The sequence below is a fragment of the Bacillus sp. LR--39 genome (assembly GCF_053613335.1).
Window position 1 is genome coordinate 407,046 of the sequence record NZ_JBSIOT010000002.1, and the last position, 17,022, is coordinate 424,067.

The 17,022-nt window shown below is 45.9% G+C and carries 20 protein-coding genes; 19 read left to right on the forward strand and 1 reads right to left on the reverse strand.

The features are described from left to right. Positions 1–278: 278 nt before the first annotated feature. The 9 genes from atpI (at position 279) to ACWHAR_RS11815 (ending at position 7,192) form a co-directional block, all read left to right on the forward strand. A complete protein-coding gene (gene atpI / locus ACWHAR_RS11775) occupies positions 279–662 on the forward strand; it encodes an ATP synthase subunit I (RefSeq protein ID WP_003151155.1) in 384 nt (127 codons plus the stop codon). Positions 663–669: 7 nt separating this feature from the next. Further along, positions 670–1,404, forward strand: a complete 735-nt coding sequence (gene atpB / locus ACWHAR_RS11780) for a F0F1 ATP synthase subunit A (RefSeq protein WP_029325729.1) — start codon at positions 670–672, stop codon at positions 1,402–1,404. A gap of 45 nt (positions 1,405–1,449) precedes the next feature. Next, entirely contained in the window at positions 1,450–1,662 is a 213-nt protein-coding gene (gene atpE / locus ACWHAR_RS11785) for a F0F1 ATP synthase subunit C (RefSeq protein ID WP_003151167.1), read from the forward strand. A 142-nt stretch (positions 1,663–1,804) separates the two neighbouring features. After that, positions 1,805–2,317: a F0F1 ATP synthase subunit B gene (gene atpF, locus ACWHAR_RS11790; RefSeq protein ID WP_003151168.1), complete on the forward strand. Its 513-nt coding sequence runs from the start codon at positions 1,805–1,807 to the stop codon at positions 2,315–2,317. Then, positions 2,314–2,859 (forward strand): F0F1 ATP synthase subunit delta, encoded by a 546-nt coding sequence (locus tag ACWHAR_RS11795; RefSeq protein ID WP_032875948.1) that lies wholly within the window; start codon positions 2,314–2,316, stop codon positions 2,857–2,859. The genes atpF and ACWHAR_RS11795 overlap by 4 nt, the downstream gene beginning before the upstream one ends. Before the next feature lie 16 nt (positions 2,860–2,875). Further along, complete coding sequence (atpA, locus tag ACWHAR_RS11800) at positions 2,876–4,384, forward strand: F0F1 ATP synthase subunit alpha (RefSeq protein WP_003151170.1); 1,509 nt, start codon at positions 2,876–2,878, stop codon at positions 4,382–4,384. A gap of 75 nt (positions 4,385–4,459) precedes the next feature. Beyond that, entirely contained in the window at positions 4,460–5,323 is an 864-nt protein-coding gene (atpG, locus tag ACWHAR_RS11805) for an ATP synthase F1 subunit gamma (protein WP_003151172.1), read from the forward strand. Positions 5,324–5,348: 25 nt separating this feature from the next. Continuing rightward, entirely contained in the window at positions 5,349–6,770 is a 1,422-nt protein-coding gene (atpD, locus tag ACWHAR_RS11810; protein WP_003151173.1) for a F0F1 ATP synthase subunit beta, read from the forward strand. Positions 6,771–6,793: 23 nt separating this feature from the next. Further along, a complete protein-coding gene (locus ACWHAR_RS11815; protein WP_003151176.1) occupies positions 6,794–7,192 on the forward strand; it encodes a F0F1 ATP synthase subunit epsilon in 399 nt (132 codons plus the stop codon). Between the two features lie 44 nt (positions 7,193–7,236). On the opposite strand, the gene ACWHAR_RS11820 is transcribed toward ACWHAR_RS11815, so the two are convergent. Then, complete coding sequence (locus tag ACWHAR_RS11820; RefSeq protein WP_032875950.1) at positions 7,237–7,707, reverse strand: hypothetical protein; 471 nt, start codon at positions 7,705–7,707, stop codon at positions 7,237–7,239. A 172-nt stretch (positions 7,708–7,879) separates the two neighbouring features. Here ACWHAR_RS11820 and ACWHAR_RS11825 point away from each other — a divergent pair, with 172 nt between their 5' ends. From ACWHAR_RS11825 to ACWHAR_RS11870, 10 genes are all read left to right on the forward strand, one after another. Further along, entirely contained in the window at positions 7,880–8,110 is a 231-nt protein-coding gene (locus ACWHAR_RS11825; RefSeq protein ID WP_007614366.1) for a DUF1146 family protein, read from the forward strand. Between the two features lie 141 nt (positions 8,111–8,251). Further along, positions 8,252–8,992 carry a YwmB family TATA-box binding protein gene (locus ACWHAR_RS11830; protein ID WP_032875952.1) on the forward strand — a complete coding sequence of 247 codons (741 nt, stop codon included), beginning with the start codon at positions 8,252–8,254 and terminating at the stop codon, positions 8,990–8,992. A 33-nt stretch (positions 8,993–9,025) separates the two neighbouring features. Beyond that, positions 9,026–10,336, forward strand: coding sequence for a UDP-N-acetylglucosamine 1-carboxyvinyltransferase (gene murA / locus ACWHAR_RS11835; protein WP_007614362.1), 1,311 nt, complete (start codon positions 9,026–9,028; stop codon positions 10,334–10,336). A gap of 199 nt (positions 10,337–10,535) precedes the next feature. After that, positions 10,536–11,567, forward strand: coding sequence for a stage II sporulation protein D (gene spoIID, locus ACWHAR_RS11840; RefSeq protein ID WP_007614360.1), 1,032 nt, complete (start codon positions 10,536–10,538; stop codon positions 11,565–11,567). Positions 11,568–11,831: 264 nt separating this feature from the next. Beyond that, positions 11,832–12,518, forward strand: coding sequence for a VWA domain-containing protein (locus ACWHAR_RS11845; protein WP_007407590.1), 687 nt, complete (start codon positions 11,832–11,834; stop codon positions 12,516–12,518). Between the two features lie 309 nt (positions 12,519–12,827). After that, positions 12,828–13,508, forward strand: coding sequence for a VWA domain-containing protein (locus ACWHAR_RS11850; protein ID WP_012118657.1), 681 nt, complete (start codon positions 12,828–12,830; stop codon positions 13,506–13,508). 85 nt (positions 13,509–13,593) lie between these two features. Then, the gene (locus ACWHAR_RS11855) at positions 13,594–13,758 is read left to right on the forward strand and encodes a hypothetical protein (RefSeq protein ID WP_003151191.1); all 165 of its coding nucleotides are present in this window, start codon (positions 13,594–13,596) and stop codon (positions 13,756–13,758) included. Between the two features lie 94 nt (positions 13,759–13,852). Further along, positions 13,853–14,641: a formate dehydrogenase accessory sulfurtransferase FdhD gene (gene fdhD / locus ACWHAR_RS11860; RefSeq protein ID WP_032875955.1), complete on the forward strand. Its 789-nt coding sequence runs from the start codon at positions 13,853–13,855 to the stop codon at positions 14,639–14,641. Between the two features lie 17 nt (positions 14,642–14,658). Next, positions 14,659–15,684, forward strand: coding sequence for a GTP 3',8-cyclase MoaA (gene moaA, locus ACWHAR_RS11865; protein WP_032875958.1), 1,026 nt, complete (start codon positions 14,659–14,661; stop codon positions 15,682–15,684). A 190-nt stretch (positions 15,685–15,874) separates the two neighbouring features. Next, positions 15,875–17,005 carry a response regulator aspartate phosphatase gene (locus ACWHAR_RS11870; RefSeq protein WP_007407584.1) on the forward strand — a complete coding sequence of 377 codons (1,131 nt, stop codon included), beginning with the start codon at positions 15,875–15,877 and terminating at the stop codon, positions 17,003–17,005. Positions 17,006–17,022 lie beyond the last annotated feature (17 nt).

Consider the following 17,022-nt stretch of genomic DNA (forward strand, 5'->3'; position numbering starts at 1 on the left):
ACATGTTAGGGGCTATTGTATGCTAAACGAGGGTATTATGAGAAGGTTTTCATTCCTTTCATTTCTAGTATCCATCCTCATTTTAAATCCTCCAAAAAACCCGTTATATGAGGATTTATCTAAGCGAATGAAACAGCATCCCGTGGCATCAGGAGGATGAGTGGTTTTTTCGAACAGGCCGTTTTGCGGGACAAAAAAAGGCCTTCTGCAAAGGGTTAACCGCATGTTTTGCCGTATCCAGGAATTATATTACATTTTCATCAGGAGACAGATAGTTGATGGACGATCCCAATCTTACATTCAGCAGACAACGGAGATATGTATTTGTGATCTTAGCAATCTATTTGCTGGGATATGGTCTTACGGCGTATAAAACTGTTTTTCTAGGCCTCTTTTTGGGAACTGTTTTCAGTTTGTTTAATTTATGGCTCTTGACCAGAAGAATGAATGCTTTTGACAAGGCCGTGGCGAAAGGAAAGTCCATACGATCACTCGGGAGCGCAGCGCGTTGGTGCAATGCGATACTTGCGATGGCTGTCGCCTTTAAATATCCCGATAAAGTCAGTGTGGCAAGTGTGATTATTGGATTAATGACAATTTATCCCGTCATTATGATAGATTCCATTATTCAGCTCAAACGTTCATCAATGGAAGAGAGGTGAAAACCCATTGAATCACGATTACAGAACTATGGATTTGTTTGGTCTTACTTTTAATCTGACAAACATTCTGATGATTACTGTGGCAAGTGTGATTGTGCTGCTGATTGCGATTCTCACTACGAGAACGCTGTCCATCCGTCCAGGAAAAGCCCAGAACTTCATGGAATGGATTGTTGATTTTGTCCGCAATATTATAGGCAGTACAATGGATTTAAAAACAGGGGCTAACTTCTTGGCGCTTGGTGTAACCTTGCTGATGTACATATTTGTATCAAATATGCTGGGGCTGCCGTTTTCTGTAACGGTCGGACACGAGCTTTGGTGGAAATCACCGACGGCCGATCCGGCTATTACTCTGACTCTAGCCGTTATGGTTGTGTCGTTAACGCACTATTACGGCGTGAAGATGAAAGGTTTGAAGGAATACTCTAAGGATTACCTCAGACCGGTTCCGCTTATGTTCCCGATGAAGATCATTGAGGAGTTTGCGAATACGCTGACACTCGGACTTCGTCTTTACGGTAACATTTTCGCCGGGGAAATTCTTCTTGGCCTGCTTGCGAATCTGGCGACGAATTTCTACTCAAACAGCTTCTTTCTCGGTTTGGTCGGCACAGTCGGAGCCATTCTTCCGATGCTTGCATGGCAGGCGTTCAGCTTGTTCATCGGTACCATCCAGGCATTTATCTTTACGATGCTGACGATGGTGTACATGTCACACAAAATCAGTCATGATCATTAAAATCATATATCCATTCGGATAACATTTTAAAGGAGGAACTTTTTCATGAATTTAATAGCAGCTGCAATTGCAATCGGTTTAGGTGCACTTGGTGCAGGTATTGGTAACGGTCTGATCGTTTCACGTACGGTAGAGGGAATCGCCCGTCAGCCGGAAGCAGGAAAAGAACTTAGAACTCTTATGTTCATGGGTATCGCATTGGTTGAGGCCCTTCCGATTATCGCTGTCGTTATCGCGTTCTTAGCGTTCTTTGGCTAAGCAAAAAAGCCTTATATGAACTAAAAATGGCGAAGATCACTCTAAGAGAACCTTCGCCATTGCTTTATGTCTGATAAGCAGGCCGTCCCGAAACGGCTTTTTATCAGCAGAGAAAACCTGCAGAAGGGAGTTGCCGTAGTAGATGTCTCAATTACCTCTTGAATTAGGACTGTCGTTTAACGGCGGAGATATCCTATTCCAATTGTTAGCTATGTTAGTTTTATTAGCGCTTCTCAAGAAATTCGCTCTTGGACCGCTATTAAATATAATGAAACAGCGTGAAGATCATATCGCCGGCGAAATTACGTCCGCTGAAGAAAGAAATAAAGAAGCGCAGAAGCTGATTGAAGAGCAGCGTGTTCTTTTAAAAGAAGCGAAACAGGAATCACAATCACTCATTGAAAATGCGAAAAAACTGGGTGAAAAGCAGAAGGAAGACATTATCCAGGCTGCACGCGCCGAGTCTGAAAGATTGAAAGAAGCGGCGAGAACCGAAATTGTTAAAGAAAAAGAACAAGCGGTTTCCGCACTTCGCGAGCAAGTCGCATCACTTTCTGTCTTAATCGCATCGAAAGTGATTGAAAAAGAGCTTGATGAACAAGCCCAGGAACAACTGATTCAGGACTATCTTAAAGAGGTAGGAGAAAGCCGATGAGTGGATCTGCTGTCTCTAAACGATACGCGTCAGCGCTTTTCGACATTGCCGTTGAGACTTCTCAAATCAATGAAGTCGAAGAAGAGCTTACCGTACTAAAAGAAGTGTTCCGGAACGAAGCCGGATTACAGGAAGTGTTAAGCCATCCGAAGGTATCGGCCGCTAAGAAAAAAGAGCTGATTCAGCAATCGTTCGGCGCACTGTCTGAGTCTGTGCTGCATACGATTTTTCTTCTGATTGACCGCCGCCGGTCTTCGATTGTGCCTGATCTCACAGACGAGTTTATCAAACTTGCCAATCAGGCCCGTCAGACAGAGGACGCGGTTGTTTATTCAGTAAAACCGCTGTCAGAAGCGGAAATGTTATCATTGTCTCAAGTGTTTGCAAAAAAAGCCGGAATCGCTTCGCTCAGAATCAGAAATGAAGTGCAGACGGATTTAATAGGCGGCATTAAAGTCCGCATTGGAAACCGGATATATGACGGAAGCGTAAGCGGAAAGCTTGAGCGCATGGAACGTCAACTTGCCGGAGGAAATCGATAGAAGGGGTGAAACCTAAGTGAGCATCAAAGCTGAAGAGATTAGCACGCTGATAAAGCAGCAAATTCAAAATTACCAATCTGAAATTGAAGTTCATGACGTAGGTACAGTCATCCAAGTCGGAGACGGTATTGCGCGTGTGCACGGCCTTGACAATTGTATGGCCGGTGAACTTGTTGAGTTTTCAAACGGCGTTTTGGGTATGGCTCAAAACCTTGAAGAATCCAACGTAGGTATCGTTATCTTAGGACCTTACAGAGATATCCGTGAAGGTGATGAGGTCAAAAGAACGGGCCGCATCATGGAAGTTCCTGTAGGTGAAGAATTAATCGGACGTATCGTCAACCCGTTAGGACAGCCGGTAGACGGACTGGGTCCGATTCTGACAAGCAAAACACGTCCGATCGAAAGCCAGGCTCCAGGCGTAATGGACCGTAAATCGGTACATGAGCCGCTGCAAACGGGTATCAAAGCGATTGACGCGTTAATTCCGATCGGCCGCGGACAGCGTGAGCTGATTATCGGTGACCGTCAGACAGGTAAAACATCTGTTGCGATTGATACAATCTTAAACCAAAAAGATCAAGACATGATCTGTGTGTACGTAGCGATCGGTCAAAAAGAATCTACAGTGCGCGGCGTGGTGGAAACACTTCGTAAGCATGGCGCGCTTGATTACACGATTGTCGTGACGGCGTCCGCTTCACAGCCGGCTCCGCTTCTTTACCTTGCACCGTATGCAGGGGTGACAATGGGTGAAGAATTCATGTACAACGGCAAGCACGTTCTCGTCGTATATGATGATTTATCCAAACAAGCGGCCGCTTACCGTGAGCTGTCATTGCTTCTTCGCCGTCCGCCGGGCCGTGAAGCATTCCCTGGGGATGTATTCTATCTTCACTCCCGTCTGCTTGAGCGCGCAGCCAAGCTGAGTGACGCAAAAGGCGCAGGATCAATTACGGCGCTGCCGTTCGTCGAAACACAAGCAGGAGATATCTCCGCTTATATCCCGACAAACGTCATTTCCATTACTGACGGACAGATTTTCCTTCAATCCGACCTATTCTTCTCAGGCGTGCGTCCTGCGATCAATGCCGGATTATCCGTATCCCGTGTCGGCGGATCAGCCCAAATCAAAGCGATGAAAAAGGTAGCTGGAACATTGCGTCTTGACCTGGCTTCATACCGTGAACTTGAAGCGTTCGCCCAATTCGGATCTGATCTTGACCAGGCGACTCAGGCGAAACTGAACCGCGGTGCGCGTACAGTTGAAGTGCTGAAACAAGACTTGAATAAACCGCTCCCGGTTGAAAAACAGGTAGCCATTCTTTATGCGCTGACAAAAGGATATCTTGATGATATTCCGGTTGCGGATATCAGACGTTTTGAAGAAGAGTACTACATGTACCTTGATCAAAACCATAAAGATCTGCTTGACGGCATTGCGAAAACAGGAAACCTTCCTGCTGATGAAGACTTCAAAGCTGCAATCGAAGGCTTCAAACGCACATTTGCACCAAGCAACTAACCCTTAGAAGATGAGAGAAAAAGGTTCTCTTTTTCTCTCTTTTTACGCAAATGAAGAATAAAGGTGGTGAAATCTTTGGCCTCATTACGCGATATTAAGTCAAGGATCACGTCAACGAAAAAAACAAGCCAGATTACAAAAGCCATGCAGATGGTATCCGCTGCGAAGCTGAACCGTGCGGAAACCAACGCAAAGTCATTTGCTCCGTATATGGATAAGATCCAGGAGGTTGTGTTTAACGTCGGAAAAGGCGCGAAAAACGCGAAACACCCGATGCTTGTCTCAAGAGAAGTGAAAAAGACGGCGTATCTCGTCATTACGTCTGACCGCGGGCTTGCGGGTGCGTTTAACAGTTCGGTTTTGCGAAACGCTTACCGCACCATTCAAGAACGCCATCAGTCTAAAGATGAATACACGGTGATTGCAATCGGCAGAGTCGGCCGCGATTTCTTCAAAAAACGGGAAATGCCGATTTTGTCTGAGTTAGTGGGGCTTGGCGACGAGGTCACTTTTGCTCAGATTAAAGATTTGACCCGTCAGACGGTTCAAATGTTTATCGACGGCGCTTTTGATGAACTGCATTTGGTGTATAACCATTTCGTCAGTGCGATTTCACAGGAAGTGACGGAGAAAAAAGTGCTGCCTTTAACGGATTTCGGAACGAGCGGCGGGAAGCGCACGGCTTCTTACGAGTTCGAACCGGATGAAGAAGAGGTGCTCGAAGTGCTGCTTCCTCAATATGCGGAAAGCTTAATTTACGGCGCGCTTCTTGACAGTAAAGCAAGTGAACACGCTGCGAGAATGACAGCAATGAAAAATGCGACGGATAATGCGAAAGAACTCATTGATTCACTTTCGCTTTCATATAACCGCGCGCGTCAAGCGGCGATTACACAAGAAATTACCGAAATTGTCGGCGGTGCAGCCGCTTTAGAATAGAAAGATTTTGTCAGGAGGGATAGCGATGAAGAAAGGACGCGTAAGTCAGGTGCTTGGACCGGTTGTCGACGTACGTTTCGAGGACGGCCATTTGCCTGCGATTTATAATGCGATTAAAGTTTCACAGCCAGCTACAGGCGAAAATGAAGTAGGCATCGACCTAACGCTAGAGGTTGCTCTTCATTTAGGCGATGATACAGTCCGTACAATTGCCATGGCATCTACGGACGGAATTCAGCGCGGAATGGAAGCAGTTGATACAGGTGCTCCGATTTCCGTTCCTGTCGGTGATGTGACTCTCGGACGCGTATTTAACGTACTGGGAGATAAAATTGATTTAAATGAACCGCTGCCTGCGGATGCTCAAAAGGACCCGATCCACAGATCAGCTCCTTCATTCGATGAGCTTTCAACTGAGGTTGAAATTCTTGAAACGGGAATTAAGGTTGTTGACCTGCTCGCTCCTTACATCAAGGGCGGTAAAATCGGATTGTTCGGCGGCGCCGGCGTAGGTAAAACCGTATTAATCCAGGAATTAATCAACAATATCGCGCAAGAGCACGGCGGTATTTCCGTATTCGCCGGTGTAGGAGAGCGTACTCGTGAAGGGAACGACCTTTTCTACGAAATGAGCGATTCAGGCGTTATTAAGAAAACAGCCATGGTCTTCGGACAAATGAACGAGCCGCCGGGCGCACGTATGCGTGTAGCACTGACGGGTCTTACAATGGCTGAGCATTTCCGTGATAAACAAGGACAGGACGTACTGTTCTTTATCGATAACATTTTCCGTTTCACACAAGCGGGTTCAGAGGTTTCCGCGCTTCTCGGCCGTATGCCTTCTGCGGTTGGTTATCAGCCGACGCTTGCGACAGAAATGGGTCAGCTTCAAGAGCGTATTACGTCTACAAACGTTGGTTCAGTTACATCTATCCAGGCGATCTACGTGCCTGCCGATGACTACACTGACCCGGCTCCGGCGACAACGTTCGCTCACTTGGATGCGACGACTAACCTTGAGCGTAAATTAACTGAAATGGGTATCTACCCTGCGGTTGATCCGCTGGCTTCCACTTCCCGCGCGCTTGCTCCGGAAATTGTCGGAGAAGAGCATTATGCGGTGGCGCGTGAAGTCCAGTCAACGCTTCAGCGTTACAAAGAACTTCAGGATATTATCGCGATTCTCGGTATGGACGAATTAGGTGAAGAAGACAAGCTTGTCGTTCACCGCGCACGCCGTATCCAGTTCTTCCTTTCTCAAAACTTCCACGTAGCTGAGCAGTTTACGGGACAAAAGGGTTCTTACGTGCCTGTTAAAGAAACGGTACGAGGCTTTAAAGAAATCCTTTCCGGTAAATATGACCATCTTCCGGAAGATGCATTCCGTCTTGTGGGACGCATTGAAGAAGTCATTGAGAATGCAAAAGAGATGGGTGTAGAAGTTTAATCTGGTCCTAGGAGGGTAAAAGCATGAAGACCGTTAAAGTCAATATCGTTACTCCCGACGGCCCAGTATATGATGCTGATATTGAAATGGTAAGTGTAAGAGCCGAGAGCGGTGATCTCGGTATCTTGCCTGGCCATATTCCGACCGTGGCTCCGCTTAAAATCGGCGCTGTCCGCCTTAAAAAAGACGGGCAGACCGAATTGGCGGCTGTCAGCGGCGGATTTTTAGAAGTCCGTCCTGATCAGGTCACTATCCTTGCACAAGCCGCTGAAACAGCGGAAAGCATTGATAAAGAGCGCGCCCTTGCTGCGAAAAAGCGGGCGGAAGACCGTTTGAACAAACGATCAGATGATACTGACATTCGTCGGGCTGAGCTTGCGCTACAGCGGGCTGTAAACAGATTGGATGTTGCAGGAAACTAAAAAAGAATCCTTCTCGGCTGTCTGAGAAGGATTCTTTTTCTATATTAACGCATAAGAGATTCATAGACGCAGATAAGCGGATGATCCTCTTCTTTTTGCAGATATAAATGTTCGCAGCAGTTGTCGGTGTGCCACGTTTTGTTTCCTCTCCGCACACCCGTCGTATAAGCGCCGTCCGTATACGGATAAGGTTTGACGACCCATTCGGCATCGTCATGGTGTCTGATGGCGCAATCGATGACATACACACTGAGCATTTTCTCAAATTCGTCAATCGGCAGGTTCCAATCCGCCAAAAGCAGCTCTTGTATGCTGCGGAAGTAAAGAGCTTCCACTTCCAGCAGGCTGCCGCGTGAATAATCAAGAGAAATGTTGAAAAACTGACATAATTCTTTCAGTTCCTCTGTTTGAGACTGTCTATAATCATAGTAGAATGCTATCGCTTCCCACTCGTGGTCAAATACGGGAAGAGTTTCTCCATACTGCTTTTCCGGATGAAAAAAGGAATGATTCATATTCCCATCTCCTTTCCAAAAAAGTATATCATGCCGGAGAACGGACATTTAAGCGGGGATTGCCCCTAATTTTGGATAAAAATTCTGATGTAAAAATGATCATCTTTCTCTCTTCTTCTTATATAATAAGAGAGGATATGAGGGGCGGAAAAAATGAAAGGAGATGGAATTTGTGAATGTATTGGGGCAGCAGGCCGCAATCAGCATCCTGGTTCACCTGGTATGCATTGCGGTGACATGGTGGGCGCTTCAGGCCGTCAACTTTGATCCGCTGATCCGAAAAGGAAAAATAGTGCAGGCGAGGCTGCTGATCATTCTTCTTACCATTGCGATCGGTACGGCAGTCGCTGACTTCTTTTTAGATTATCTTACCTATTCGAAACAGCTTCCATACTTATTTTAAGATGTTTCGTCTGTTAAAATGAAGGGAATCGCTGGGTGAGAAACCAATTTTTCTTCACCCGCTTGGCGAGTTTTGACGAAGTTTTCCATGTATTGCTTTCCCCGGCTCCGGCAAAAATGGGAGTAAGGGGGAGAGATCGATATGAAGAAAAAAAGAGCAGGCCGCATCATCTTGTTTTTTGTTTTTTTAAGCGCCTTAATAGCGGTATTTCATTCCATTCATGCAAGTGAGCTGTCTCCGCTTGCCCAGATTGCCGAAGGAATGGAGCGGCAGCAGGTCACTGTAGATGAATGGACGCTTCATGCGAAAAAAAATCTGAACCTGTCACTGAGTGAATTTGATGACAAGGTAAAAGAACTGAAGACGCAGTATCCGCAATATCATTGGGAATCCGCGCGGGAAGATAAAATCGTAAAGGCCGTCGGCACGTATTCTGACAAAAAAAATCACACAACTTTTAAACTGCAGCTCGTCACTACCCTCAAAAACCAGAACCCAACTTCGTATTTATTATATGAGCAAATGAGCCCGGAGCAACCGAAAAACTGGAATGATACATATGAACAGTTTGAACGGCAGGCACATGACATATTTCAAAATAAAGTATTTATTTTTACTTGTCTAAAGGGTCATTTAAATGATAATATGAGTATTGTTTTGCAAAAAAAAGCAGAACAGCTCATGAAAGAATTTGAAGCAAGTCCAGTTGAACATGTAGTTGAGCCTCATTTCGTTTCTGTTTCTGCATTTACATATAAGTGGACAGATTACATCATGACATCGAAACATAAGATGAATGTGCAAGTTGCGCTTAGAAGTGCGGGAATGGGCGAAAAACATACCGTTACGGTTGGCACACCAATCGTGACGACTGAATATTAATATAGAGAATATAGGGACGCGGAGGGGAATACCTTGGAAAAAATCATCGTCCGCGGCGGTCAGAAGTTAAACGGCACAGTGAAAGTTGAAGGAGCAAAAAATGCCGTTTTACCAGTTATCGCTGCATCTTTATTAGCAAGTGAAGAAAAAAGCGTAATATGTGATGTACCTACGCTCTCCGATGTATATACAATTAATGAAGTGTTGCGTCATTTAGGAGCAGATGTGCATTTTGAGAATAATGAAGTTACCGTAAACGCTTCTTACGCTTTAGAAACAGAAGCACCTTTTGAATATGTGCGCAAAATGCGCGCGTCAGTGCTTGTTATGGGCCCTCTGTTAGCCCGTACGGGTCATTCAAGAGTAGCGCTTCCGGGCGGCTGCGCAATCGGCTCAAGACCGATTGATCAGCATTTAAAAGGCTTTGAAGCAATGGGTGCAAAAATCAAAGTAGGCAACGGCTTTATTGAAGCAGAAGTGGAAGGCCGTCTGCAGGGCGCAAAAATCTATTTAGATTTCCCAAGTGTGGGTGCGACAGAAAACTTGATTATGGCAGCTGCTTTAGCTGAAGGAACAACAACGCTTGAAAACGTGGCAAAAGAGCCTGAAATCGTTGACTTAGCGAACTATATCAATGCGATGGGCGGAAAAATCCGCGGAGCCGGCACAGGCACCATTAAAATTGAAGGTGTCGAAAAGCTTCACGGCGTAAGACACAACATCATTCCTGACCGTATTGAAGCGGGTACTTTCATGGTGGCTGCGGCGATCACGGAAGGAAATGTATTAGTCAAAGGTGCGGTTCCTGAGCATCTTACGTCTTTAATTGCGAAGATGGAAGAAATGGGAGTCAAAATTACGGATGAAGGAGAAGGCCTTCGTGTCATCGGTCCTGCCCAGCTGAAGCCGATCGACATTAAAACGATGCCTCACCCAGGATTCCCGACTGATATGCAGTCGCAAATGATGGCGCTGCTTCTCCGTGCGAGCGGAACAAGCATGATTACTGAAACTGTGTTTGAAAACCGTTTTATGCATGCTGAAGAATTCCGCCGGATGAATGGCGACATTAAAATTGAAGGACGTTCTGTGATCATTAATGGTCCTGTACAGCTGCAAGGCGCAGAAGTTGCCGCTACGGACCTGCGTGCGGGCGCGGCGCTGATTCTTGCGGGATTAGTGGCTGAAGGTCATACACGTGTCACGGAACTGAAGCACTTGGATCGCGGTTATGTGAATTTCCATCAAAAACTTGCGGCTCTCGGCGCTGACATCGAGCGTGTCGTTGATGAAACGGCCGCTGAACAAGAAAGCAAAGAAGTCGTAACTGACCTAAACGCATAATGGCTGTAAAAACAGTATGTCAATCTGGCATACTGTTTTTTTATGGTTTATCATCATTATTATGCTCTGATTTCCAAAAAAGAATACGTTTTTCGCGTGAAAAATGGAATAAAGATTCTGTCCAAAAGGAAGTCATATTAGCTTGTCCCTGCCCATAAGATGAAGTAGAGTCGAATCCCAAGCAGGAGGCAGCTGATATATGAAACCGATTGTATTTCTACTATCCGGGCTGTGTATACTTATTCTTCTTGTCCCCACCATTCTCGTCCTTCCGTTTCAGGCAGAAAAAGGAGCAGCCGTAAATAGAGAGCCCGGACACAAAACAGCACACACCACACGAGAAACAAAAGGAGCAGAAACATTGAAAGAATCACCTGTATCCATTCCGGTTTATCGGACATCCAATCATTCTGTAGAGAACATTCCGCTTGAAGAGTACGTGGTCGGTGTCGTGGCTTCCGAAATGCCCGCAAACTTTAAACCGGAGGCCTTAAAAGCCCAGGCGCTCGCCGCCCGGACATTCATCGTCAGACTGATGGTCGCTGACTCAGCCGTTCAGGCGCCGAAAGGATCACTGGTGGATGATACGCAAATGTTCCAAGTCTATCAAAGCAAAAGCCAGCTGAAAAAAGAATGGGGTTCTAAGTACGCACACAACCTCAAGAAAATCACAAACGCGGTGGCCGGCACGCAAGGAAAGATTTTAACGTACGATAACAAGCCGATTGAGGCATCTTTCTTCTCTACGAGCAACGGGTATACGGAAAATGCGGAAGCCTATTGGACAAGCGCCATTCCTTATTTAAAGAGCGTGAAAAGTCCGTGGGATAAGCAATCGCCGAAATATCTCGCCACCCAGACCTTCAGTGTGCCGGAGTTTCAGCAAAAGCTCGGCGTACAGCTCTCGGGACAAAACACGGTGGGACAGATTACAGCCAGAACGCCGGGCCATCAAGTGGCGACGGCCGTTATCAACGGCAAAAAGCTGAAGGGAAGAGACATCCGGGAAAAACTCGGACTCCGTTCTGCCGACTTTGAATGGAAACGGAACGGCGGCAGCATCACCATTACGACAAAAGGATTCGGCCACGGCGTCGGGATGAGCCAGTACGGGGCCAATTACATGGCGGAGCAGGGAAAATCAGTGGCGGACATCGTCAAGCATTATTATCAGGGAGTGGACATTTCCGAAGCAGATTCATTTTTAAACAAATATATGGCGAAAAAATAGACGCTTTCATGAGCGTCTATTTTTTTGAAAACTATTCCATAAACGGTAAAGCAACCAACAGACTCATATAACGAAAGCCTAAAGGCTGACAAATGTCGATTGAAGGCTGAGCGCCGGGTGTAAATCACTGATAAAAATGCCGCTTCTATGTGAATATACGCAAAAATAATGAGGAACGCCGTCCTATTTATTTCCCTATTCATCTCATTTACGATAAATATTGTTCGGCGTTGAACGTAAATCTATTGAAAAGGGGAAAAAGCAATGAAAAAAACATTTTCACTCATACTCATGCTCGGATTGATGCTGACTGCTGCATCTCCTGCTTTTGCTGCCGAGAATGCAAACGAGAAGACTCTTTCATTTAAAAACAATACAGCCATTTTACTTGATGCGAGCGGCAGTATGGCAAAACGGATTGACGGTGTTTCTAAATACAACATGGCAAAAGAAGAAATTGTCCGTTTTGCGGATCAAATTAAATCTAAATCACAGGTCAGAATGACGGTTTTCGGTTCGGAAGGCAATAATAAAAACTCCGGAAAGGTTCAATCTTGTGAATCCATTCGCGGTGTGTACGGATTCCAAAGGTTTGACAGACAGAGCTTCCTTAACTCTCTTAACGGAATCGGGCCTACGGGCTGGACACCGATTGCAAAAGCATTAGAGGATGCGAAGGCTTCCTTTACCGGTTTGCACAAACTTGGCAGTAAATCCGTTTTCCTGTTGACGGACGGCGAGGAGACATGCGGAGGAGATCCTGTTAAGACAGCGAAAGAACTTCGCAAACAGCATATTAAAGTCAACGTGATCGGCTTTGACTTTAAGGAAGGCTTCAACGGCCAGCTTCACGAGATTGCCAAAGCGGGCGGAGGAAAATATTACGAAGCTCACAGCCAAAAGGATATGAACCGCATCTTTACAATGGCAGCGAGTTCATTAGCGGAATAAGAAAAGGTGCCGTTTATCGGCCCTTTTTTTTATTTTTATTTAACAAAAATTTCAAGAAAAGGTGAAGAGAAAACTGTAAAAAGAATCAGATTCCGGACTTATATTACAAAAAGGGCGAAAAAGGCATTAAATCTGTCATCATTTATCCAATCTTTTTAGGATGATGCGCATAATTCTGTTCATTTTTAACGGCATACAGCCGCTTATACAAAAGGAATCCCGCCCTATATCTTTTTGCATACTCGTCATCTAGCATAGAGAAGAGCCGGGGGCCCATCGGCCAAAAACAAACGGAGAGGAATGAAGGAAATGAAAAAAATGTTCACTGCGGGGATTGTCGGACTTTTGACGCTTTCACTCGGATCACCTGTTTTTGCAGCTGAGAAAAAGCACGAAGAAACAAACGTTGCCGTGCTGTTTGACGCAAGCGGAAGCATGATACAAAAAACAGGGGGAGAGCGTAAAATAGATGTCGCGAAAGAGTCTGTCACTTCTTTTGCGGAAGTTCTTCCTGAAGACACGAATCTGATGCTTCGGGTATTCGGGCATAAGGGCAATAATAAAAACTCAGGCAAAGCCGTATCATGTAATGCGACAGAAACGTTATACGGCCTTCAGCCGTACGCCGTGACTCCATTTGAGCAATCACTCAGCAAGATTAAACCGACCGGCTGGACACCGATAGCGAAAGCGCTTTCTGATACGCGTGAAGAATTTGAGCGGGCCGGCGCCACGGGGAAAAACGTCGTATATCTGATCACAGACGGTGAAGAAACATGCGGCGGTAATCCTCAGGCCGAAATTCAAAAGCTCCGTAAAGCGAACGTCAACACGATCGTCAATATCATCGGCTTCAACTTCGGCATGAAAGGAAGCGAAAGCCTTGAAAAAGCGGCGGAAGCGGGAGGCGGCACATATGTCTCAGCTGACAGCGCGGACGAGTTCAAACAGGCTTGGGAAGACGCTGCAAAGGATTTAGCAAAAGAATAGGTTAAAAAAGGACGCCCGCGCGGCGTCTTTTTTGTTTAGAAAACGGAACCGTGGGAATGATACGGATAAAAGGAGATGAACGCTGTTGTTAAAAGGAGCAGGCATTATATTAGTGCTGGCGGCAGTCGTTTTTGTTCTGATCGGAATTTTTCTGAAGCTTGCCGCCTTCATATTCGTCAGTATATTGGCCATTATCGCCGCAGTTATATTATTCACCATTCTGAGCAGACATCATCGCAATGAAACATAGAGTCCTAAGAGGGCTCTTTTTTTAAACCGCAAATTCGACAAAATACAGGGATTGTGGAAGAATAAAAGAGAAGGATACTGCGGAGGGGAAAACAGTGGATAAAAGAACAACAGCGGTAAGGGACATATACCGCTATGAAAAAGGGGTATTAACAAAGACGGCGGATCGGATGGTTTCAGAGTATCCGCTGACCGTCATGGTGAACGGACAGGAATTTGTTACACTCGTCTGCACGCCTGACCATTTAGAGGAACTCGTCATCGGATTTCTTGCATCAGAAGGCGTCATTCGTTTTGAAAAAGAAATCAAAAGCTTTACTATAGATGAAAGTCTCGGGTTTGCATATGTTGAACTGACGAATCCCGGGGTGCTTGAGCAAAAAGACTATACGAAGAGGGTCATCGGTTCATGCTGCGGGAAAGGCCGCCATTTTTACTTTCAGCAGGATGCGAAAACGGCCAAAACCGCCGTCAGCCGTATCACCATAACTCCTGAGACGTGCCTTCGCCTGATGAAGGAGATGCAAAGCGGAAGCGGCACCTTCCGGGAAACGGGCGGCGTCCATAATGCGGCGCTGTGCGATACGGAAAAGCTGCTCTTTATGAGGACGGATATCGGGCGCCACAACGCGCTGGATAAGCTGTACGGCTGCTGTTTGAAAAACGGAATACCGGTCCGTGACAAGCTGATCGTCTTCAGCGGCCGGATTTCCTCAGAGGTTTTATTAAAAGCCGCAAAAATCGGCGTGTCGATTGTCATTTCAAAATCGGCGCCGACGGAGCTCGCGCTGCAAATGGCGGAAGAGCTGAACATAACCGCGATAGGTTTTGTCAGAAACGGATCATTTAACATATACACACATCCTGAACGGGTTGAACAATAGAAAGGGGTCTTGGGCTTATGAATACAGAAACGCGCCGGGTGACAGACAAAAGGGAAAGGCCGCTCAGGGATCTTCGTATCTCTGTAACCGACCGCTGCAACTTCAGATGCACGTACTGTATGCCAGCCGAATTATTCGGACCGGATTATCCATTTTTACAAAAGACGGAATTGCTCTCCTTCGAGGAGCTTGAGCGGCTTGCGAAGCTGTTTGTCGGCCGCTTCGGCGTTGAAAAAATCAGGCTGACGGGCGGAGAGCCGCTCATGAGAAAAGATATGCCTGAATTGATCAAAAAACTTGCGCGCATCCCCGGACTTAAAGATATCGCGATGACGACAAACGGCTCTCTGCTTCCCGTGTATGCGGAAAAACTGAAGCAGGCGGGGCTGCATCGCGTGACAGTCAGCCTCGATTCTTTAGAGGATGAGCGGTTTAAGGCCATTAACGGCCGCGGGGTTTCGGTGAACAAGGTGCTTGAGGGCATTGAGGCGGCAAAAGCGGCCGGACTCGGTGTGAAAATCAATATGGTTGTTCAAAAGGGCGTCAATGAAAAAGATATCCTGCCGATGGCCCGCTATTTTAAAGAAAAGGGTCATATTCTCCGGTTTATTGAATTTATGGATGTCGGCAATACGAATCAATGGAATAAAAAAGACGTGATCACGAAGGCCGAGATTATTGATTTGATCAACCAGCACATGCCGACGGAGCCGATAGAAGCGAATTATAAAGGAGAGGTCGCTTCCAGGTTCGGCTATCTTGACGGTTCCGGCGAAATCGGCGTGATTTCCTCCGTCTCGGATGCATTCTGCGCCTCCTGCAACAGAGCGCGCCTGTCGGCGAGAGGCGAGCTGTTTACGTGCCTGTTTGCGTCAAGCGGCTATGATGTTCGGAAACTCGTGCGCGGCGGTCTGACCGATGACGAATTGACGGAATCCATCGCCTCTGTCTGGAGAAATCGCACGGATCAGTATTCAATTGACCGCGCGCTTTCTAAAACGGATGGGAAAAAGAAAGTGGAAATGTCTTATATAGGCGGATGAAGAAAAGCTTGCCCGGACAAGGGCAGGCTTTTTTATTCACAATATGAGAGCGGTCTGTTCAAAAAATACCGATGACAGCCGAAATATATGATAGGAATTTTGATGCAGGACAATCAAGTTATGCAATTCCAAAGCCATACAATATGTTAAAATATAACCAATAGAAATTAGAAAAGGTTGTGAAAGGGGCATGACCGCATACGAGATTCCGTCATCTCAAGTTGGAGTTAAGATCAACAAATGGTACAAGCACATTTTAGCGTTTCAAGCGGCTGATGCCATAAAGCTGAAAGAGGAAATTGATGAGGATATACAACGTATGGAGGAAGACCAGCTGCTGCTGTTATATTATCAGCTGATCAGCTACCGCCATCATATTATGCTTGATTACGTCAAGCCGGAATGCACCGAACAATCACAGATTCAGTACAGCGAGCTGCAAAAGACGATCGAAAGCACGGACAGCATATCGGGACTGTCTGAGTATTATTTCCATTTGTTCAGAGGGATGTATGAATTCGATCACAATAACTATGTTGCGGCTATTTCTTTTTACCGGAAAGCGGAAAAACTCCTTTCATTTGTCGAGGATGATATAGAGAGGGCGGAATTCCATTTCAAGATGTCTGAAGTGTTTTATGTCATGAAGCAGACTCATTTTTCCATGAATCACGGGATTCAGGCGCTGGATACGTATATGAAACACGATTTCTACAGAGTGCGGAGAATTCAATGCCATTTCGTCATCTCAGGAAACTACATCGACTGCAAAAACTACGACAAAGCGCTTGAGCATTTAGACGAAGCCCTCCGCCTTTCTTTGCTTGAAGGACAGCCCCGCCTGATCGGGTCTTCGCTTTACAATCTGGGGAATTGTTATTCTGAAAAGCGCGATCTGGATGAAGCGGCCCGGTACTTTAGAAAAGCGGTTCCCGTTTTTGAAGAGCATCAGCTTGAACAGCTTCCGAAGGCGCTGTTCAGCTTAACGCACACCCTTTTCAGGCTGCATGATGACCAAGCGGCCCTTACCTATTATGAAAGAGGGGTCATGATCGCGAAAGAACGGGGCGACCGATTCAGTTTAGAGAAGTATAAGTTTTTACAAGCGCTTTATTTGGAGTCACTCAATATGGATTTAATCCATGAAGTGTTTGACTATATGAATGAAAAATCGCTGTATGTGTATATTGAAGATTTCGCCTTGGAGGCCGCCGTTTACACAAGCGCACATGAGCAATATAAAGAAGCGGCGTATTTTTATGAAAAAGCGATTCGCATGAGAGAAAACATTCAAAAAGAACAGTGTTTATACGATATATAATTTTCTTAACCATCTGC